This is a genomic window from Rhizobium laguerreae (genome assembly GCF_002008165.1).
GTDB lineage: Bacteria > Pseudomonadota > Alphaproteobacteria > Rhizobiales > Rhizobiaceae > Rhizobium > Rhizobium laguerreae.
Window position 1 is genome coordinate 302,723 of sequence record NZ_MRDM01000014.1, and the last position, 19,691, is coordinate 322,413.

Here is a 19,691-nt window from a genome sequence, read left to right on the forward strand (position 1 = left end):
CCGAAATGTCACAAAGCGTAGCAGCAGATATCGAGGACATGTTCGCATACAAAACGTCTCGAAATTTTGCAGCGCCCCTGATGTCAACGGATAGTGATTTCCGCGGCAAGCCCACCGCCGGCGCGATTGTAGAGCCGGAGCGACCCACCGATCTTGGCCGTCAGCTGCTGGGCGATCGCAAGACCGAGACCGGTGCCGCCGGTTTCCCGGTTGCGGGATTGCTCCAGCCGGAAGAAAGGCTGCATGGCAGCCTCGAGCATATCGTCGGGAATTCCAGGCCCGCGGTCCATGACAGTGATGATGATATCGTTTTCTGGGCTGCGCTCGACGCTGATCTCGGCGGAGCCGGCAAACTTCAGCGCATTGTCGATGAAGTTCGACAGGATGCGGCGAAGGGCATGCGGCTTGGTGAAAGCGGCACCCTGAACCAGGCCGATGACGGTGACCGCCTTTCCGATGTCCTGGTAGTCGTAGGCTATGCTGTCGATGAACGAGGCAAGGTCAATGCGGGCATTTTTCTCCCCACTGCCGTGCGCACTGCGCGCATAGGCTATGCCGTCCTGGACGAGGCGCTGGATTTCGCTGAGATCGTGCACCAACTTGTCCTTCTCCGGTGACTCCTCCGCCATGTCGGCGCGCAGCCGCATGCGGGTGATCGGCGTCTGCAGGTCATGCGAGATTGCCGCCAATATCTGGACGCGCTCTTCGAGATAATGGGCAATCCTCTCCCGCATCGCGTTGAACGCCCTTGCCGCATGCGCGACCTCGCTCGGCCCGACCTCGCTCAAAGCCGGACCGTCCTTGTTCGGATCGAGAGCATCGGCGGCGGCGGCAAGCTCGCCAAGCGGCCGGATCGCCTGGCGAACCGCAAACCAGGTACAGAGGATGAGCAGCACCATCTGGACGACGAAGACATAAGGCAGCCAAGCGGCGATCGGCATGACGCCCTTCGGTGTGACGTCGATTGTCAAAGGGCTTCCGTCGCTCAGGGTCAAATGCGCCTGCAATCGGTTCACATCGCCAGGAATCCGTTCGATCCGGATCGGAAAGCGATGCCCGATAGCCTCCTCGATCTTTCCTGAGATTTCTGAGCCTTTGCTTGACGTGTCAGGCACGCCGGGAAGGCCGGGCCCGAGCACGAAACGATAGTTGCCGCGGCTCAGCCGGTCGAGCAGATCGCCACGCTCACCGGGCGGAAGCCGATCGAGAACGGCAATCGAGGTTGCGACGTCATTTTCCAGCGTGCCGAGCATCACCGCCTTGGCCGACATGTACCGCTCCATATAGAGCACACTGAAGGACAGACCGTAGGCTAAGGCCAGTCCGATCAGCAGGATCAGGAAGATCCGCGACCGCAACGTACTCGGCCACGTCAGGCCCGAATGTAAGGGGATTGCCGCCTTCATTGGCGCGGCTCCGATATTTCGACTGGAACCGAAAACACATAACCTTCGCTGCGCACCGTCTTGATATAGGTCGGTTCGCGCGCATCGTCGCCCAGCCGCTGACGCAGGCGACTGACCAGAAGATCGATCGAGCGATCGAAGAGATCGGCGTCGCGGCCCTGCGTCAGGCTCAGAAGCTGGTCGCGATTGAGCACCCGCTGCGGATGGTCGATGAAGACGCGGAGCAGACGGTATTCGGCGCCGCTCAGCGCAATCGCGGTCCCTTCCCTGTCGAGAAGATGCCGGGCGACCGTATCGAGCCGCCAGTCGCCGAAGGTCAACAATTGCCCGGCTTCGCTGATCTGAAGGTTGGGCGGCAACATCCGCGTGCGCCGCAGCACCGCCTTGATGCGGGCAAGAAGCTCACGCGCAGCAAAGGGCTTGGGAAGATAGTCGTCGGCGCCCATTTCCAGCCCGAGGATCCTGTCCATCTCGTCGGTGCGGGCCGTCAGCATCAGGATCGGGATCGTCTTGTGCCGGCCGGCGCGCAGTTCGCGGCAGAGCACCAGCCCGTCGTCTCCGGGCATCATCACGTCGAGCACGATCAGGTCGACCGCATTGGCTTCGACAAAACTGCGCATCTGCCGTCCGTCGGCGGCAACGCTCGTGCGCAGGCCGTTCTTCTGCAGATAGCCCGAGACCAGCTCGCGGATTTCGCGATCGTCATCGACGATCAGGATGTGATCGACATGATCCATATTTCCCTGTTCCTTATCGATAGAAGCGGCCGCGCCGGTCGCTTCGTTCCTGACCGAAGCGACAGACGCGACCTACGCATATTCCGCTGGCCAGAGCAACGAGGCGCTGCAACCGGCATCGTCGACCTAGAAACGATCGACGTCTATGACCGCCTGCGCAAAAGCCTGCGGCGCTTCCTGAGGCAGGTTGTGGCCAATGCCGCCGCCGATCGTGCGATGCTCGTATTTGCCGGAGAATTTTCCGGCATAAGCGGAAGGCTGCGGATGCGGCGCACCGTTTGCATCGCCCTCCATGGTGATGGTCGGCACCGAAATGATGGGCGTTGTGGCAAGCGTCGTCTCGTAGGCATCATACTTGGCCTCGCCTTCGGCAAGCCCCAGGCGCCAGCGGTAATTGTGAATGACGATCGCGGCGTGGTCAGGATTGGCGAAAGCGGCGGCCGATCTGTCGAATGTCGCATCGTCGAAGTTCCACTTTGGCGAAGCCGTCTGCCAGATGAGCTTTGCGAAATCATGGGTGTTGGTCTCGTATCCCAGACGGCCGCGTTCGGTGGCAAAATAGAACTGGTACCACCAGGCAAGTTCGGCTTTGGGCGGAAGCGGTTTCTTGTTGGCCTCCTGGCTGCCGATCAGGTAGCCGCTCACCGATACCATCGCCTTGCAGCGCTCGGGCCAGAGCGCCGCCATGATATTGGCGGTCCGCCCGCCCCAGTCGTAGCCGGCAATGACGGCCTTCTCGATATCGAGCGCATCGAGCAGCGCGATCATATCAGCGGCGAGCGCTGACGGCTGGCCATTGCGCGGCGTCTGATCGTCCAGGAAGCGGGTCGTCCCGTAACCGCGCAGATAAGGCACGATCACCCTGTAACCTGCCGAAGCAAGCAGCGGCGCGACATCGACGAAACTATAGATGTCATAGGGCCAGCCATGCAGCAGCAATACGACCGGGGCATCCGCCTTTCCCGCCTCGGCATAACCGATATCGAGCACGCCTGCCTTTACCTGTTTCAGCGCTTCAAAGGACGTGTTGGTCCCAGGCTTTATAGCTGGCACCGATGCGGCCGTCGTGGGCGACTGGGCGGCGGCCATGCCGGCCACGCCGAACTCGACGGCCGCAAGGGCGACTGCCGTCATGCCGAAGAAACGGCGGCGGTGATGGTTGATTTGCTCTGACATTGGTCTCTCCTGTCGAATGGATCACAGTGCGGATATGACGCGGCGCTTGTATCGACCATATGTCGCAAGTCTCCGGTTTTTGAATACGGATGTAGCTTCCGGCCGTGAGGATACATTCTGATACAATCGCGGCGACCGAGCAAAGCATCGCACCGGCAGCAGACATTTCGCCGCGGCCCACGCCGGGACGGTAGTTTGTATCGCTTTGTATCGTCAGCGCCTCATCGCAATAGTTCGGTACATTTCCCCGCCAAACCCGACACATCGGGGATACGTCCGCCCGGCCATATCCCCGCCGTTGCTGGTTCAGGCTCCATCGCCGTCCAGAGCCCGATCAATCGGTTTCAAAGGAAACGATGATGACACTTCTGATCATTGCCTATCTCGGAGGCGCGCTGACGATCCTCAGCCCGTGTATCCTGCCCATCCTCCCCTTTGTCTTCGCCCGCGCCGGACAGCCCTTCGTCAGAAGCACGCTGCCCATGCTGGCGGGCATGGCCGCCACCTTTGCACTGGTCGCCACACTGGCCGCAGTCGGCGGTAGCTGGGCCATTCGCGCCAACGAATATGGCCGTCTTGCCGCCATTGTCCTGCTTGCGCTCTTTGGTGCCAGTCTGCTTTCGCCGCGTTTCGCAAGCACGCTTGCCCGGCCAGTCGTCGACCTTGGCAACAATCTTGTGAACGCCACCGGCGGCGGGCGCGGCACCACGACAGTCAAGAGCGCGCTTCTTCTCGGCGTTGCCACCGGACTGCTCTGGGCGCCTTGCGCCGGTCCGATTCTCGGCCTTGTGCTGACCGGAGCCGCACTACAGGGCGCCAATCTGCAGACGACCTTCCTGCTGATCGCTTATGCCGCTGGTGCTGCAAGTTCGCTTGCCGTCGCGCTGCTTGTCGGCGGCCGGATATTCACCGCCATGAAGCGTTCGCTCGGCGTTGGCGACAGGATTCGTCAGGGGCTCGGCGCTGCCGTGCTGGCGGGCGTCGCAATCATCGCGCTCGGCCTCGACACCAGCCTGCTCGCCCGGCTGTCCTACGCCAGCACCGCATCGCTGGAACAGGCCGTGCTCGACAGGCTGCATGCAAAGCGGCTCAGCGGCGCATCTTCCGAGCTGGCGAGCAACGAGGTGATGATCGCCGCAGCCGGCGTGAAGAAGCCCTTTCGTAGCGACTTGCCCGTCGAAGGCCCCGCCCCTTCGCTCGCCGGCGCGGTCGAATGGCTGAACTCTGAGCCTCTCACCACGGAACAGCTGCGAGGCAAGGTCGTGCTCGTCGACTTCTGGACCTATTCCTGCATCAACTGCATTCGTACCATCCCCTATGTCAGGGCCTGGGCCGAAAAATATGCGGATCAGGGTCTCGTGGTGATCGGCGTCCACGCCCCGGAATTTGCCTTCGAGAAGAAGATCGACAACGTCAAGAAGGCGATCGGCGACTTCCAGATCGGCTATCCCGTTGCGATCGACAATGATTACGGCATCTGGCGCGCCTTCGAAAACAGCTACTGGCCTGCCGCCTATCTGATCGATGCCAAGGGCCAGATCCGCTACCACCATTTCGGCGAAGGCAATTACAACAGGACCGAAAAGGCCATTCAGGACCTGCTGCGCGAAGCCGGCAGCCAAACGACGGCAAGTGCGCCGGTCGTGCCGGATGCCAAGGGCGTGGAAGCAGGTCCTGATCTCGGCAATATCCGCTCCGGCGAAACCTATCTCGGCTACCAACAGGCGGCGAACTTCGCCTCTCCGGAAGGGCTGCAGGCCGACACGGCGAAAAACTATTCGATCGCCGAACCCGGCCTCAATGGCTGGGGCCTGTCTGGAACCTGGACCGTCGGCCGGGATCAGGCGACGCTTGATCAGCCGGGCGGCGGCATCACTTATCGCTTCAGCGCCCGCGATCTGCATCTCGTTCTTGGTCCCGGCGCCGGCGACAAGCCGATCCGCTTCCAGGTGAAGATCGACGGCAAGGCGCCAGGACCCGACCACGGCTCCGACATCGATGCCGACGGCAATGGCACCGTGACCGCGACGAGGCTTTATCAACTCGTCCGCCAGTCCGGCACGGTCGCCGCCCGCAACTTCGAGATCCGCTTCCTCGATCCCGGCGTGCAGGCTTACGCCTTCACATTCGGCTGAACCTGAAACGCATCGATATCCCGATCATCAACAATGACCAAAGGAGTGACAGTCATGTACAGACGTCTTCTTTTCACTGCAGCGCTTGCATTTGCCACCACCGCCATCGCGTTCGCAGCAGAGGCTGCCGCGGTCAAGAACATCGTGATCGTCCACGGCGCGCTGGCCGACGGCTCGGGATGGCGCAAGGCGACGGACATTCTCGAGAAACGCGGCTTCAACGTCACCATCGTCCAGCAGCCCATTTCCTCGCTCGACGACGACGTGGCGGCGACCAAGCGGGTTCTCGACCTTCAGGACGGACCGGTCCTGCTCGTCGGACACAGCTACGGCGGCATGGTCATCACCGAAGCCGGCAACGATCCCGCGGTCGCGGGCCTGGTCTATGTCGCGGCATTCCAGCCCGACAAGGGCGAAAGCCTGCTAAGCCTCGCCAGCTCGAAGCCCGCCGGCAGCATGGATATAAAGGAAACGAAGGACGGCAAATATCTCTATCTCGATCCGGGCGCCTTCGCCGCGGATTTCGCAGCCGACCTTCCGCAAGCCGAAGCCAATTTCATGGCAAAGTCACAGGTCTTCGCCGCAAAGCAGGCATTCTCCGCGAAGATCACTCAGCCTGCATGGCGGTCGAAGAAAAGCTGGTCGATCGTCGCCACCGAGGATCGCTCCATCAACCCCGAGCTGGAACGCGACATGGCAAAACGTGCGGGAAGCGACGTGACTGAAATAAAGGCAAGCCACGCCGTCTTCGCATCCCAACCGGAAAAGGTCGCTGATGTGATCGAAACGGCAGCGAGGAAAGCCGGCGACTAGCAGACGCAGTCAGAAATATTCTAAGCCATCGCAAGGATAGCCTCTGGTCGGAAGGTCGCCCGACCAGGGGCTGACGAAGTCGCCTCCGCCGACCTAGACTGTCGATCTCCTTGTTACCGTCCTGCCCCGCCGATGCGATTTTGTGACTATTCCTACACAAAATGGAATATCAGTCACAGATTCTCATTTCAAATTCCGGGGCTTCGCTATAAAATTGAGATGATGTGGTTTGTTCGCGCAACCGGCTGGTGCAGAAGCTGTATCATAGCTCAGATGCTGAATCGGGGATCGAGTGGCAAACGAGATGGGAATGGCAGTCCCTTGTTAAATTTTGATCAGAACACTATCCGGTGTAAACATAAGGGAGACATCCAATATGGATAGTCGCAGGGGCCGGCGTATAGCAGTCTTATCCGAGGCCCTTTCACAACATCGCATTCTACACATCAAGAATGCTGCCGAGATCCTGGGCGTCTCGGAGATGACGGTTCGGCGTGATGTCAGCGCCAATGCAGACCGATTCGCATTTCTCGGCGGCCATATCGTTCCGGCTATCGAAGCGGAAACCGATCCCTACGAAATCTCCGCGGCAGCCGACAGTCATGCAGCTGCAAAACGGCAAGTTTGCACACAAGCCGTTGATTACATTCACCATGACGATACGGTGTTTTTCGACTGCGGCACCACGTTACCTTATCTGGTCGATCTCCTCCCAGACCAGATTCACATAACGGCGATCTGTTACGCCATGAATGTCGCCGATCGCCTGACGCGAAAACCTAACGTTCGCCTTGTTATGCTCGGTGGTCTTTACCATCCCGCATCGGCGAGCTTTTCCGGGGCGTCGGGGCTGGAAATGCTCGATCAGCTTGTGATCAACGTGGCATTTCTTTCTGCAGCCGGTGTCGATTCCCGACGTGGTGCGACCTGCGCGCATTTTCACGAAGCGGAGATCAAGAAAAAGGCGATGTCCCGGGCACAAAAGAATATTCTTCTCGCCGACAGCAGCAAAATCGGCAAGCTCAAGCCGGCCTTTTTCAGCGACATGAAGTCGTTCGACGTGGTCATCACTGAAAACGGCATGAACAATTTCGACTGAGAAGTCCCCATTTTTCCCCGCCTACTGAAATCTAAACTTGACGCAGCAGCGCGGTGATGCAAACCTCACAAACAGTGAAAAAAAAATCACATGTGATCCAATCGTGAAACTTCCGCTTCGTGCGTCTGCACTGATGGCAACAAGACTTTCACGCTCTGGTCGGGAGGATTCGATTTGGAAACCGTTGCTGTTCACAATGCGGCAAACGCGGCGCATCACGCAGCCCCTTCGCGATTGCCGGACGGCACCCATAACCGGCCGCGCAATGCCGGTATGGAACTCGATCTGTCGTGGGTGCTTGATACCCGGGTCAACCTGTCTGCTACAGAGCGCCGCGTAGCCTCGCTTCCCGGACGCCGGACCGTCAAAAAGGACGCACAGGCGGCTTGGCTCCTGAAGGCGGTGACCTGCATCGACCTGACGACGTTGAACGGCGACGATACCCCCGAACGCGTCAAGCGGTTGTGCGCGAAGGCGATGAATCCGATACGCGCCGACATTCTGGATTCCCTTGGCATGAGCGGGCGTTCGATCACCACCGGCGCCATCTGCGTCTACCATCGTTTTGTTGCAACGGCGGTCGAGGCGCTCGGAGATTCCGGCATTCCGGTCGCCGCGGTTTCGACCGGTTTCCCTGCCGGCCTCAGCCCGCACCACCTCAAGCTCAAGGAAATAGAGGCGTCAGTTGCCGATGGCGCAAAGGAAATCGACATCGTCATCACCCGCGAGCATGTGCTGACCGGCAACTGGACAGCACTCTACGAGGAAATGAAAGAATATCGCGCCGCCTGCGGTGATGCGCATGTTAAAGCCATTCTGGCGACCGGCGACCTGAAGACGCTCCGCAATGTCACCAGGGCCTCGCTGGTCTGCATGATGGCCGGAGCCGATTTCATCAAGACCTCGACCGGCAAGGAAGGCGTCAATGCGACGCTGGCCGTGACATTGACCATGCTGCGGGCGATCCGCGCCTATCAGGAGCGCACTGGTATCAAGATCGGCTACAAGCCGGCCGGAGGCATTTCCGCGGCGAAGGACGTGTTGAACTACCAGTTCCTGATGAAGGACGAACTGGGGCGCGAGTGGCTGGAGGCCGATCTCTTCCGCATCGGTGCATCAAGCTTGCTTGCAGATATCGAGCGGCAGTTGGAGCATCACGTGACCGGTGCCTATTCGGCCCTCAACAGACACCCGATTGGATGATCCAGATGACTGTTGCAAAGTATTTCGACGAAATGTCCTACGGCCCTGCCCCTGAATCCGATATCGAAGCTCGCGACTGGCTAGCGCGCCACGCTTCCGGTTTCGGTCACTTCATCAATGGCGCCTTCGTGCCCTCCGCGTCGGGTAAGAACTTCGACACGTTCGAGCCAGCCACCGGCAAGGTCCTTGCGAAGCTCGCGAACGGCGGCGCGGCGGATGTGGACAACGCGGTTGCTGCTGCCCGCAAGGCACAGGCATCATGGGCGCGATTGCCGGGCCATGCGCGGGCGCGCCATCTCTATGCGCTTGCCCGGATGATCCAGCGCCACGCGCGTTTGATTGCTGTGGTCGAGGCGATCGACAACGGCAAGCCGATCCGCGAAACCCGCGATCTCGACGTGCCCCTGGCGGCCCGTCATTTCTATCATCACGCTGGATGGGCGCAGATCCAGGACACGGAATTTGCCGATCATGTGCCGGTCGGCGTCGTCGGCCAGATCATCCCGTGGAATTTTCCATTCCTGATGCTGGCCTGGAAAGTGGCGCCGGCTTTGGCGCTCGGCAACACCGTGATCCTGAAGCCTGCCGAATTCACGTCGCTGACGGCACTTCTCTTTGCCGAACTGGCATCCGCGGCGGGCCTTCCGACGGGCGTACTCAATATCGTGACGGGAGAAGGCGAAACAGGCGCGCTGCTCGTCGGGCACCAGGATATCGACAAAATTGCCTTTACCGGATCCACCGAAGTCGGGCGCGTTATTCGCGAGCGCACCGCGGGTAGCGGTAAATCGCTGACGCTGGAACTCGGCGGCAAGTCCCCTTTCGTCGTCTTTGACGACGCCGATATCGACGGCGCCGTGGAAGGCGTAGTCGACGCGATCTGGTTCAACCAGGGACAGGTCTGCTGCGCCGGTTCGCGGCTTCTGGTCCAGGAAGGCATTGCCGATCTTTTCCATGAACGGCTGAAGCGCCGGATGGAGACATTGCGGGTCGGTCAGCCTTTGGACAAGTGCATCGATATGGGTGCGATCATAGCGCCAGTCCAATTGACGCGTATCGAAGCGCTGGTGAAAAAGGGAGTTTCAGAAGGCGCGACACTGCATCAGGCCAAGATCGACCTGCCGAAGGGTGGCAGCTTCTACCCGCCGACGCTTCTGAGCGGCGTGCAGCCGACATCGATCGTCGCGACCGAGGAAATCTTCGGGCCGGTTGCGGTCTCCATGACTTTCCGCACACCGGAAGAGGCCATCCAGCTTGCCAACCACACCCGTTACGGCCTCGCCGCCAGCGTCTGGAGCGAGACGATCGGCTTGGCGCTGAACGTGGCGGCAAAGCTCGCAGCCGGCGTGGTCTGGGTGAATGCCACCAATCTTTTCGATGCCGCTGTCGGTTTTGGCGGCAAGCGCGAATCCGGATTCGGCCGCGAAGGCGGCCGCGAAGGTTGCTATGAATATCTGAAGCCGAAGGCTTGGGTCGGTCGCAAGGCCCGTGCAGCAATGCCCGCACTTTTGCAAGTAAAGCCGGTTGCCGGCGATTTTGCCCTGCCAACCATCGACCGGACGGCAAAGCTCTTCATCGGCGGCAAGCAGGCACGCCCGGACGGCAATTATTCCCGTGTCATCGCCTCGCCCAAGGGCAAGGCGATCGGGGAGGTCGGCGAAGGCAACCGCAAGGACATCCGCAATGCGGTGGTTGCCGCACAGGCCGCCTCCGCCTGGTCGAATGCGACCACTCATAACCGCGCCCAGATTCTCTATTACATCGCCGAAAACCTCAGTGGCCGCGCCGACGAGTTCGCCGCGCGGATAACAGCGATGACCGGAGCTTCCGCAGCCAATGCAAACGCCGAGGTCGACGCCGCGATTTCGCGTCTCTTCACCTACGCAGCCTGGGCGGACAAATATGAAGGCGGCATTCACCAGCCGCCGCTTCGCGGCGTTGCCCTGGCCATGCCGGAAGCCATCGGCGTCGTTGGCGTCATTTGCCCGCCGGAAGCGCCGCTGCTCGGCTTTATCAGTTTGGTTGCGCCGTTGATTGCCGCCGGCAATCGTGTCGTCGCGGTGCCGAGTGAGCCCTTCCCGCTTTCGGCTACGGATTTCTATTCCGTCCTGGAAACGTCGGATGTGCCTGCCGGTGTCGTCAATATCGTCACCGGGTCGGCGATCGAACTGGCAAAGATCCTTGCCGCGCACAATGACGTTGATGCGTTGTGGGCCTTCGGCTCGGCAGAACTTTCGACGACGGTGGAGAAGCTGTCGTCGGGCAATCTCAAGCGAACCTTCGTGGACAATGGCAAGGCGACGGACTGGATGGACAGAGCCGCTGCCGAAGGCGCGCTATACCTTCGCCGCGCTGTGGATGTGAAGAATATCTGGATCCCCTACGGAGAATAAGGGCTCCAACTCTGGTCATCCGGGCGGGAGGAGAACCGCACCGGCAGGCGAGAACGACGGAATTTGAGGGAATCGCAGAGCTGTAAAGGAGCTGCGGTTATGGGCTCTGTTTTGCGGCACGGGGTGCTGCGAAATGGTGCAACTAAGGGAGGATTTTCATGCTGAAGAATATCGATCCGGCTCTGAATGCGGATGTGCTGCATGCGCTCCGGTCCATGGGGCATGGCGACACGGTCGTCGTTTCCGACACCAATTTTCCTTCGGATTCCATTGCCCGGCAAACGATGCTCGGCAAGCTGTTGCGGATAGACAATGTGTCTGCTGCCCGCGCCATCAACGCTATTCTTTCGGTAATGCCGCTGGATACGCCGCTGCAGCCGTCTGCCGGGCGAATGGAAATCATGGGCGCGCCGGACGAGATCCCTCCCGTGCAGCAGGAAGTCCAGGCAGTTATCGACGGCGCCGAGGGCAAGCCGGCGCCGATGTATGGCATCGAGCGTTTCGCCTTCTATGAGGAAGCCAAAAGGGCCTATTGCGTCATCACCACGGGAGAAAACCGCTTCTACGGCTGCTTCCTTTTCACCAAAGGCGTGATTCCGCCGGAAGCCGTTTGAGGGGAAACGATAATGAAGGTGGGTGTTTCGATCCTCGGGATTTTCGTCGCCGACACCGCCTATCTGGCCAAGCGCATGCCAAACGTTGGCGAGACCATCACCGGGACCGGTTTTGCAGTGGGGCCGGGCGGCAAGGGATCCAACCAGGCTGTCGCTGCTGCCCGCGCCGGTGGAACAGTCTCCTTCATCTCGAAGATCGGCCGCGACACGTTTGGCGACATGGCGCTGAAGACCTATGCGGAAGCAGGCGTGACGCCGAAGGTTGTGCAGATGGACGATATGCCGACCGGCGCTGCCTTCATCTACGTCAATGATGGTAACGGCGACAATGCGATTATCGTCTATCCAGGTGCCGCAGGCACCATCGGCGTTGGCGATGTCGAGGCGGCACGCCAAACCATCGAGCAATCGGCTGTCTTCGTGACCCAGCTGGAACAACCGGCCGAAGCGGCGCAGCGCGCCCTCGAAATCGCCCATGCGGCCGGCGTTACCACTGTTTTCAATCCAGCGCCGGCCGAGCCGTTTCCAGACACGATCTATCCGCTCTGTGATTATATCGTGCCAAACGAAACCGAAGCAGCCGCCATCGTCGGTTTTCCGCTCGACACGCTCGACGACGCCAGACGGGCTGGCGACGCCTTTCTTGCCAAGGGCGTGAAAGCCGCGCTGATCACCCTGGGTGGTCGCGGTGTGCTCTATCATACGGCCGGGCAATCGGTTCATGTTCCGGCGATCTCGTCGGGAGCCGTCATCGATACCACCGGCGCCGGCGACGCATTTGTCGGTGGCTTCTCGGCAGCGCTCTCGCGGGGCGCTAGTCCGGTCGAGGCCGTGCGTTTCGGCTGCGCGACCGCTGGTATTGCGGTGACGCGGCGGGGTACCGCGCCTGCCATGCCGAAGATCGAAGAAATCGAGGCGCTTCTCCAAAAAGGAGGCGCAGCATGACCCGCAACGACCCGATCAAACACTTCTTCATCTGGCCAGCGTTGCTGATCGTGCTGGTGATCTCGATCTTCCCGCTGATCTATTCGCTGACCACCAGCTTCATGAGCCTGCGGCTCGTGCCGCCGATTCCCTCGCGTTTCGTCGGCTTCGGCAACTATACGGAACTGCTTCAGAATCCGCGCTTCTGGAATGTCGCCTGGACGACGACGATCATCGCTTTTGTGGCGGTGACGCTGCAGTATGTCATCGGTTTTTCCGTGGCGCTGGCGCTTAACCGTCGGGTGCCCGGCGAAGGTTTGTTTCGGGTCAGCTTCCTGGTGCCAATGCTTGTAGCACCCGTTGCCGTCGCACTCATTGCCCGCCAGATCCTCAATCCTACGATGGGCCCGCTCAATGAGCTGATGACCGTCTTCGGTTTTCCCAACCTGCCGTTTCTGACGCAGACCAGATGGGCTATCGGCGCCATCATTTCCGTCGAAGTGTGGCAGTGGACACCCTTCGTCATCCTTATGCTTCTTGCCGGGTTGCAAACCCTGCCCGAGGACGTCTACGAGGCTGCCGCGCTTGAAAATGCCAGCCCCTGGCAACAGTTCTGGGGGATCACATTCCCGATGATGCTGCCGATTTCGGTGGCCGTGGTCTTCATCCGCCTCATCGAGAGCTACAAGATCATCGACACGGTGTTCGTCATGACAGGCGGAGGGCCCGGCATTTCGACCGAAACGCTGACCTTGTTCGCGTATCAGGAGGGCTTCAAGAAGTTCAACCTCGGCTACACCTCCGCCCTCTCCTTCCTCTTCCTGATCGTCATTACCGTGATCGGGCTCGTCTATCTCGCCATCCTGAAGCCCTATCTGGAGAAGCACAAATGAGCGTGCGTGACCTCAAAGGATCCGGCCGCTGGTGGGCGCTCGCAGGCTGCCTGCTCTGGCTGGCCTTCACCTTCTTTCCGCTTTACTGGGTGGCGATCACCTCGTTCAAGTCGCCGCTCGGCGTCGTCGGCGGGCCGACCTATATTCCATTTGTCGACTTCGACCCGACGCTGACGGCCTGGAGCGAGCTCCTGTCGGGCGCCCGCGGCCAGTTCTACAACACCTTCATCGCCTCGACGATCGTCGGGCTCTCCGCATCGTTGCTGGCCACCTTCATCGGATCGATGGCAGCCTATGCGCTGGTGCGCTTCACCTTTGAGGTCAAGCTGCTGTCCGGCGTGATTTTCGTCGTTGTTGCCTTCGGCGGATATCTGCTTGGCCGTCATGTACTGGGCTACGGGCAGGCCATTTCGCTGATCTTTGCCTTTGTTGCAGCGCTTGCGCTCGCCATCGGCTCCAGCCGAATGAAGCTTCCAGGGCCGCTCCTCGGCAATGATGATATCGTCTTCTGGTTTGTCAGCCAGCGCATGTTTCCGCCGATCGTCGCCGCCTTTGCCTTGTTCCTGATGTATACGGAAATGGGCAAGTTGGGGTTCAAGCTGGTGGACACCTATACAGGCCTCACCTTCGCTTATGTCGCCTTCTCGCTGCCGATCGTGATCTGGCTGATGCGCGATTTCTTTGCGGCACTGCCGGTGGAAGTCGAAGAGGCGGCGATGGTCGACAATGTGCCGTCGTGGAGAATTTTTTTCGGTATCGTCCTGCCCATGTCCAAGCCGGGCCTGATCGCGACATTCATGATCACGCTCGCCTTCGTCTGGAACGAGTTCCTGTTCGCACTCTTCCTGACCAGTTCCAAATGGCAGACCCTTCCCATTCTCGTCGCCGGGCAAAACAGCCAGCGCGGTGACGAGTGGTGGTCGATATCGGCAGCCGCCCTGGTTGCGATCATACCCATGGTCGTCATGGCGGGCATTTTGAGCAGGCTGATGCGGTCTGGCCTGCTTTTAGGAGCAATAAAATGACCGTTCGAGAAGCCTAGTCATTGTTCAATTCCAGGGAGGAAAACATGAGAAGATTGCTACTGAGTTCAACGGCCGGAGGACTACTTGCTGTGGCGGGCGTCCCATCCGCGCTCGCATGCGAACCGGACTACACCGGTGTCACGCTCACCGCCACGACGCAGACGGGGCCTTACATCGCATCTGCGCTGCAACTGGCGGCCAAGGGCTGGGAGGAAAAGACCTGCGGCAAGGTGAATGTGGTGGAATTTCCGTGGTCGGAACTCTATCCCAAAATCGTAACCTCGCTGACCTCGGGCGAAGACACGTTCGACGTGGTTGCCTTTGCGCCGGCCTGGGCACCGGACTTCACCGACTTTCTCTCGGAAATGCCGAAGAATATGCAATCAGGTGCCGACTGGGAGGACATCGCGCCGGTTTACCGCGAGCAACTGATGGTCTGGAACGGCAAGGTCCTGTCGCAGACCATGGACGGTGATGCCCATACCTATACCTACCGCATTGATCTGTTTGAAAACGCGGAAAACCAGAGCGCCTTCAAGGCGAAGTATGGCTACGATCTGGCCCCGCCGAAGACATGGAAGCAGTATCTTGACATCGCCGAATTCTTCCAGCAGCCGGACAATGGCCTTTGGGGCACGGCGGAAGCCTTCCGCCGTGGTGGCCAGCAATTCTGGTTCCTGTTCAGTCACGTGGCGGGATACACCAGCCATCCCGACAATCCCGGCGGCATGTTCTTCGATCCGGATACGATGGATGCGCAGGTCAACAATCCGGGCTGGGTGCGCGGCCTGGAGGAATATATCCGCGCTTCGAAACTGGCGCCGCCGAACGCGCTCAACTTCTCCTTTGGCGAAGTCAATGCCGCCTTTGCCGGTGGCCAGGTCGCGGAATCGATCGGCTGGGGCGATACCGGCGTCATCGCCGCCGACCCGAAGCAGTCGAAGGTTGCTGGTAGCGTCGGCTCGGCATCCCTGCCGGGATCCGACGAGATCTGGAACTACAAGACCAAAAAGTGGGACAAGCAGCCCGAGGTCGTCCAGACTTCCTTCATGGCCTTCGGCGGTTGGCAGGCAGCCGTACCGTCGTCCTCCAAGAACCAAGAGGCCGCTTGGAACTATATCCAGTTCCTGACGAGCCCGGCGGTTTCCGGTCAGGCGGCCATCACCGGCGGCACAGGCGTCAATCCTTACCGTCTTTCGCACACGACAAATACGGCATTGTGGTCGAAGATCTTTTCCGAGCGTGAGGCCAAGGAATATCTTGGAAGCCAGAAGGACGCGGTGACCGCCAAGAACACGGCGCTCGACATGCGCCTGCCGGGCTACTTCTCCTATACGGAAATTCTTGAGATCGAGCTTTCCAAGGCATTGGCTGGAGAAGTGACGCCGCAGCAGGCGCTGGATACCGTGGCTGCCGGATGGAACAAGCTGACGGACGAGTTTGGCCGCGACAAGCAACTGGAAGCCTATCGTTCGTCGATGGGCCTGCCTGCGAAGTAAACCCATCCTCAACAACCCATCCCGGCAATGTCGGGATGGGATTAGACATCGTTGGAAGAAGAAGCAAACCATCGCCGCTTAGAGCGCCGTGCGTCCTTTCGGACGCACAATGGACGTTCTAACTCTTTCAATCCACCATGGCTCCTTCCGAAAATCGACTCCGATTTTCGGGCCGATGCGCTGGGCCAGGCGATGGAATTCTCATGAAAAGGTTACAGCATGTCCCAGGTGCGTTTGGATCAGGTCACCAAGTCCTTTGGCAGCGTTGAGGTCATCCCTCCGCTCGATTTGGCAATTGCCGACAAGGAATTCGTGGTTCTTGTCGGACCTTCCGGCTGCGGGAAGACAACCACCCTGCGAATGATCGCGGGGCTGGAACAGACGACATCAGGGGAAATCCGTATCGGCGAGCGGGACGTTACCACGCTGCGCCCGGGTCTGCGCAATTGCTCGATGGTGTTTCAGAATTACGCGCTCTATCCGCATATGACAGTTGCCGAAAACATCGGCTACGGCATGAAGGTGCGCGGAACGCCGAAGCAGGACATCGATGCCGCCGTTGCAAATGCGGCGCGCATTCTCAATCTCGGTGCCTATTTGAAACGCAAGCCGAACGCGCTCTCAGGTGGCCAACGCCAACGCGTGGCGATTGGCCGGGCGATTGTTCGCCAGCCGGATGTGTTCCTGTTCGACGAACCGTTGTCCAACCTCGACGCTAAATTGCGCATTGAAATGCGAACAGAAATCAAGCTCTTACATCGCAGGCTCAAAACCACGATCGTGTACGTTACACATGATCAGGTAGAGGCGATGACGATGGCAGATCGGGTGGTGGTTATGAATCAAGGGCGGATCGAACAGGCCGCTGATCCGATTACCCTTTACGAATCTCCGAAGAATCTCTTTGTTGCTGCCTTTATCGGCTCGCCAAGCATGAACTTCATCGAGGGGCAACTTGTGCAAAACGCCGGTGGAATTGCCTTCCAGGCCGAGGGTGGGGTCGACATTTCGGTTCCGACACAAAGAGCCGAGCGCCTTTCGGTGGCAGTGGGACAGTCAGTGGTTCTGGGAATCCGACCGGAACATACTATGGTTGGGGATTCCAACGTTTCAACTGTGAGCCTTCATGTCGCCGATATCGAGCCCCTCGGTCCATACACACTGGCGATCGGCAAGGTCGGGGCAGCGGCCTTTACTGCCCAGATTCACGCGTCATCGCGCGTTGGCCCGGATGACAGGATTAGCGTTCCAATTGATACCCAAAAAATGCACTTTTTCCTTAAAAGTACCGGAGACACGGTGGGCTAAAATCACCGTAAACTTATACGGCAATCCACCAAGAGGACATTCGGACATCGCAATCTGCGCCCTATGAATTCAAAGACACGTGGCGTCGGCAGCGCCACGTGGGGCTAAAAGGCGTCGCAATGCCTCCGGTGATCGACGACAATCCGCTCTCCTGCCGGCACCTCCCAGAAGAGCGAGCGAACCGCACTTCTCAATCATCCTTCAAGCCAGTTGGAAAGAAGAAGCAAGAACGGAATGCCCCTCCCGAGAATGGAGAGGGGCACCCACATCATCACTTGTTGGCAGCGACCGGGCGGACCAGTGCCGTAACGCGGCGGATGGTGACGCGGCGGTTTTCCTGTTCTGGCTCTGATGTACTAACCTTCAGGTAGCGCTCGCCATAACCCTGCGTCGCCAGGTTTTCCGGCGCGATGCCGTAGACATCGGAGAGCACGTTGGCGACCGACTCCGCCCGCTGGTCGGAGAGGATCAGGTTGCTCTGGTCTGAGCCGACAGCATCCGTATGACCCTCGATCAGGAAGGTTTCGCTCGGATCCTTCTCGAGCACCTGGCCGATCGCGTCGGCGACCTTGCGCAAGGTGCGCGCCTGGGTCATCGGGATCTCGGCGCTGCCGGTCGCGAAGGTGATCGTGTCGAGGTCGATGCGGCGTACCTTGTCGCGAATACGGGCGGAATACTTCACCTCGTCAAGCGAATAGACACGCTCTACCTGCTCGACGGGCGGCTCTCTGAGGAACTCGTAATAATCCCGGTCCGGATCGCTGCTGGTGTCGATGATATAGTCGTTGAGCGGCACGCGCAGCCGCATCGGCGGCAGATCGGCGCCCGGATCTTCGAAGTAGTCGCGATCAGGGTCCTCGTAGAGATCGGGCGAGTAGTAGAGTACGTATTCGCGCCCGCGGGCATCGACGCGCGACCGCTGGATGATATCGCCGTAGCGGTTGCGGATCGTGACGATGCGATAGCCCTCCGGCCGCGCGATCGTCTCGCGATAACGATCGCCCGACAGTTGCTCATAGCTTGGCCGTTCGCCGTCGCGCAGAAACCGCCTGTCGTCGTCGCTGCGCACGATCACTTGATTGTTGTACTGAATGATCACGCGGCTGTCGTCGGTGCGGTCGTCGATGCGCGCGCCCTCAGGTCGGACGAATTGCGGCCGGGTATCGAGCCTCGTGCCTTTCTCGCTGGTCACTGCCTCGAGCTTGATCGCCGGTGCCGCAGCGGTGGCAGCGGCCTGCGCATCGGCGTCCGAGGTGGGCACCTTCACTTCCTGGCTCTCGGCGCGCAGCTTGTCACGGTCACGGCGACCTTCCCGCCCCTTGCTGCGGTCGGCATCCTTGTCGCTGTCGAGCACGGCTGCACCGTTTTCGACCGGCAGCACGACGGTCTCGTTGCTCTTGGCCGGATCTGCGGCGATCTTCTTGCGGCGCTCCAGCTCCTCGGGCGAAACCTTTTCCGGCGCCGGAATGGCCTGCTCCACCTGCTGACCACTGCTGGCATCCGGTAGCGGCTGGGCGGTGTCGGTGGCGGGCGCAGCCGGCTGTCCGCCGGCGGGCTGCTCGCCGGTGGGCTGTTTGGCGGCAGGCTTTGCAGCCGTGCCATCCTTGGGCGTTTCGGCGGGCGCGGCTTCGGGAGCGGCCGCCTTGTCTTCGGTTGGCTTCTCTGTGGGTGCTGCAGCCTCGCCCTTTGTCGGCTTCTTGGCAGGCGCTTCGGCAGCGGGTTTTGCCTCCGGCTTCACTTCGGGCTTTGCCTGTTCCTCAGCTGGCGACACTGCCTCGGGAGCGGCAGTTTCGGTCTTAGTCTTGCCCTTGTCTCGGCCCTGGGCCTTATCCTGCCCTTTTTCCCGCTTACCGCCTTCAGGCTTGGCCTCGGGTTGGGCCTGTTTCGTCTCCGGCTGAGTTTCCTTGGCGGCAGGCTGCTGCTCGGGCGCCGGCTGCGCCTCAGGCTCGGCTTGCTGCGTCTCCTGCTTCTTCGGCTTTCTCGGCTTTTCCTGCGTTACGGGTTGCTCTTCCTGCTGCGGCTCGGCTTCCGGCTGAGCTGCCTGCTTGGCTTTCCGCTGCGGTTTGCTTTCGGGCGCAGGCTCCTCCCTCGGCGCTTCGGCCTTCGGCGGTTCCGGCTCTGCCTTGGGTTCGGGCGCAGGCGCCTCCTTCCGCTCGGCCTTCGGCTTCTCGGCGGGCGCCTCCTTCGGCTGCTCGGCGGCCGGCGCCTGTTCAGCCGGTGCTTCCTCCTTCTGCTTGCGCTTCTTCTTTAAGAGCTCCTCCTCGGAGGGCGCGTCCTGCGCCACTTCGAAGCTGCCCTGTTCAATCTGCCGCACGGCTGCAGTCTCGGTTGCGGCGCCGCGCGCGGCGGCCATTGCCGATGCCGGCTGCAGCGCCAGCGAGAGGGATAGCAGCGGGAAGGCTGCGCTCGCAAACAAACTTGATTTCTTGCCCATCGGGTTTCCTCGATCCTGTTTGAGCTTCTTGA

At 60.3% G+C, this 19,691-nt stretch carries 15 protein-coding genes; 11 read left to right on the forward strand and 4 right to left on the reverse strand.

From position 1 onward, the window contains the following. Window positions 1–83 precede the first annotated feature (83 nt). From BS630_RS17210 to BS630_RS17220, 3 genes are all read right to left on the reverse strand, one after another. Complete coding sequence (locus BS630_RS17210) at window positions 84–1,406, reverse strand: sensor histidine kinase (protein ID WP_077978362.1); 1,323 nt, start codon at window positions 1,404–1,406, stop codon at window positions 84–86. Beyond that, entirely contained in the window at window positions 1,403–2,143 is a 741-nt protein-coding gene (locus BS630_RS17215; protein WP_077978363.1) for a response regulator, read from the reverse strand. The genes BS630_RS17210 and BS630_RS17215 overlap by 4 nt, the downstream gene beginning before the upstream one ends. A gap of 126 nt (window positions 2,144–2,269) precedes the next feature. After that, window positions 2,270–3,319: an alpha/beta fold hydrolase gene (locus tag BS630_RS17220; RefSeq protein WP_025394839.1), complete on the reverse strand. Its 1,050-nt coding sequence runs from the start codon at window positions 3,317–3,319 to the stop codon at window positions 2,270–2,272. 359 nt (window positions 3,320–3,678) lie between these two features. Here BS630_RS17220 and BS630_RS17225 point away from each other — a divergent pair, with 359 nt between their 5' ends. The 11 genes from BS630_RS17225 to BS630_RS17275 all read left to right on the forward strand — a co-directional run bounded on the left by BS630_RS17225 (window position 3,679) and on the right by BS630_RS17275 (window position 17,225). Next, complete coding sequence (locus BS630_RS17225; protein ID WP_077978364.1) at window positions 3,679–5,454, forward strand: cytochrome c biogenesis protein DipZ; 1,776 nt, start codon at window positions 3,679–3,681, stop codon at window positions 5,452–5,454. Window positions 5,455–5,508: 54 nt separating this feature from the next. Further along, complete coding sequence (locus tag BS630_RS17230) at window positions 5,509–6,267, forward strand: alpha/beta fold hydrolase (protein ID WP_077978365.1); 759 nt, start codon at window positions 5,509–5,511, stop codon at window positions 6,265–6,267. 376 nt (window positions 6,268–6,643) lie between these two features. After that, window positions 6,644–7,366: a DeoR family transcriptional regulator gene (locus BS630_RS17235; RefSeq protein ID WP_025394842.1), complete on the forward strand. Its 723-nt coding sequence runs from the start codon at window positions 6,644–6,646 to the stop codon at window positions 7,364–7,366. A gap of 174 nt (window positions 7,367–7,540) precedes the next feature. Beyond that, window positions 7,541–8,569 (forward strand): deoxyribose-phosphate aldolase, encoded by a 1,029-nt coding sequence (gene deoC / locus BS630_RS17240; RefSeq protein WP_077978366.1) that lies wholly within the window; start codon window positions 7,541–7,543, stop codon window positions 8,567–8,569. A gap of 5 nt (window positions 8,570–8,574) precedes the next feature. After that, window positions 8,575–10,962, forward strand: coding sequence for an aldehyde dehydrogenase family protein (locus BS630_RS17245; protein WP_077978367.1), 2,388 nt, complete (start codon window positions 8,575–8,577; stop codon window positions 10,960–10,962). 158 nt (window positions 10,963–11,120) lie between these two features. Then, window positions 11,121–11,576 carry an RbsD/FucU family protein gene (locus tag BS630_RS17250; protein WP_025394845.1) on the forward strand — a complete coding sequence of 152 codons (456 nt, stop codon included), beginning with the start codon at window positions 11,121–11,123 and terminating at the stop codon, window positions 11,574–11,576. A gap of 12 nt (window positions 11,577–11,588) precedes the next feature. After that, window positions 11,589–12,521: a ribokinase gene (gene rbsK / locus BS630_RS17255; RefSeq protein WP_077978368.1), complete on the forward strand. Its 933-nt coding sequence runs from the start codon at window positions 11,589–11,591 to the stop codon at window positions 12,519–12,521. Beyond that, a complete protein-coding gene (locus BS630_RS17260) occupies window positions 12,518–13,393 on the forward strand; it encodes a carbohydrate ABC transporter permease (RefSeq protein WP_077978369.1) in 876 nt (291 codons plus the stop codon). The genes rbsK and BS630_RS17260 overlap by 4 nt, the downstream gene beginning before the upstream one ends. Beyond that, a complete protein-coding gene (locus BS630_RS17265) occupies window positions 13,390–14,418 on the forward strand; it encodes a carbohydrate ABC transporter permease (protein WP_077978370.1) in 1,029 nt (342 codons plus the stop codon). The genes BS630_RS17260 and BS630_RS17265 overlap by 4 nt, the downstream gene beginning before the upstream one ends. Before the next feature lie 44 nt (window positions 14,419–14,462). Further along, entirely contained in the window at window positions 14,463–15,917 is a 1,455-nt protein-coding gene (locus BS630_RS17270; protein ID WP_077978371.1) for an ABC transporter substrate-binding protein, read from the forward strand. Between the two features lie 219 nt (window positions 15,918–16,136). After that, a complete protein-coding gene (locus BS630_RS17275; protein ID WP_077978372.1) occupies window positions 16,137–17,225 on the forward strand; it encodes an ABC transporter ATP-binding protein in 1,089 nt (362 codons plus the stop codon). A gap of 271 nt (window positions 17,226–17,496) precedes the next feature. On the opposite strand, the gene BS630_RS17280 is transcribed toward BS630_RS17275, so the two are convergent. Next, a complete protein-coding gene (locus BS630_RS17280; RefSeq protein ID WP_077978373.1) occupies window positions 17,497–19,659 on the reverse strand; it encodes an OmpA family protein in 2,163 nt (720 codons plus the stop codon). Window positions 19,660–19,691 lie beyond the last annotated feature (32 nt).

Coding starts and splice junctions, on each gene's coding strand:
- BS630_RS17210 (WP_077978362.1), bottom strand. CDS start 1,406: ATGAAGGCGGCAATCCCCTTACATTCGGGCCTGACGTGGCCGAGTACG.
- BS630_RS17215 (WP_077978363.1), bottom strand. CDS start 2,143: ATGGATCATGTCGATCACATCCTGATCGTCGATGACGATCGCGAAATC.
- BS630_RS17220 (WP_025394839.1), bottom strand. CDS start 3,319: ATGTCAGAGCAAATCAACCATCACCGCCGCCGTTTCTTCGGCATGACG.
- BS630_RS17225 (WP_077978364.1), top strand. CDS start 3,679: ATGACACTTCTGATCATTGCCTATCTCGGAGGCGCGCTGACGATCCTC.
- BS630_RS17230 (WP_077978365.1), top strand. CDS start 5,509: ATGTACAGACGTCTTCTTTTCACTGCAGCGCTTGCATTTGCCACCACC.
- BS630_RS17235 (WP_025394842.1), top strand. CDS start 6,644: ATGGATAGTCGCAGGGGCCGGCGTATAGCAGTCTTATCCGAGGCCCTT.
- BS630_RS17245 (WP_077978367.1), top strand. CDS start 8,575: ATGACTGTTGCAAAGTATTTCGACGAAATGTCCTACGGCCCTGCCCCT.
- BS630_RS17250 (WP_025394845.1), top strand. CDS start 11,121: ATGCTGAAGAATATCGATCCGGCTCTGAATGCGGATGTGCTGCATGCG.
- rbsK (WP_077978368.1), top strand. CDS start 11,589: ATGAAGGTGGGTGTTTCGATCCTCGGGATTTTCGTCGCCGACACCGCC.
- BS630_RS17260 (WP_077978369.1), top strand. CDS start 12,518: ATGACCCGCAACGACCCGATCAAACACTTCTTCATCTGGCCAGCGTTG.
- BS630_RS17265 (WP_077978370.1), top strand. CDS start 13,390: ATGAGCGTGCGTGACCTCAAAGGATCCGGCCGCTGGTGGGCGCTCGCA.
- BS630_RS17270 (WP_077978371.1), top strand. CDS start 14,463: ATGAGAAGATTGCTACTGAGTTCAACGGCCGGAGGACTACTTGCTGTG.
- BS630_RS17275 (WP_077978372.1), top strand. CDS start 16,137: ATGTCCCAGGTGCGTTTGGATCAGGTCACCAAGTCCTTTGGCAGCGTT.
- BS630_RS17280 (WP_077978373.1), bottom strand. CDS start 19,659: ATGGGCAAGAAATCAAGTTTGTTTGCGAGCGCAGCCTTCCCGCTGCTA.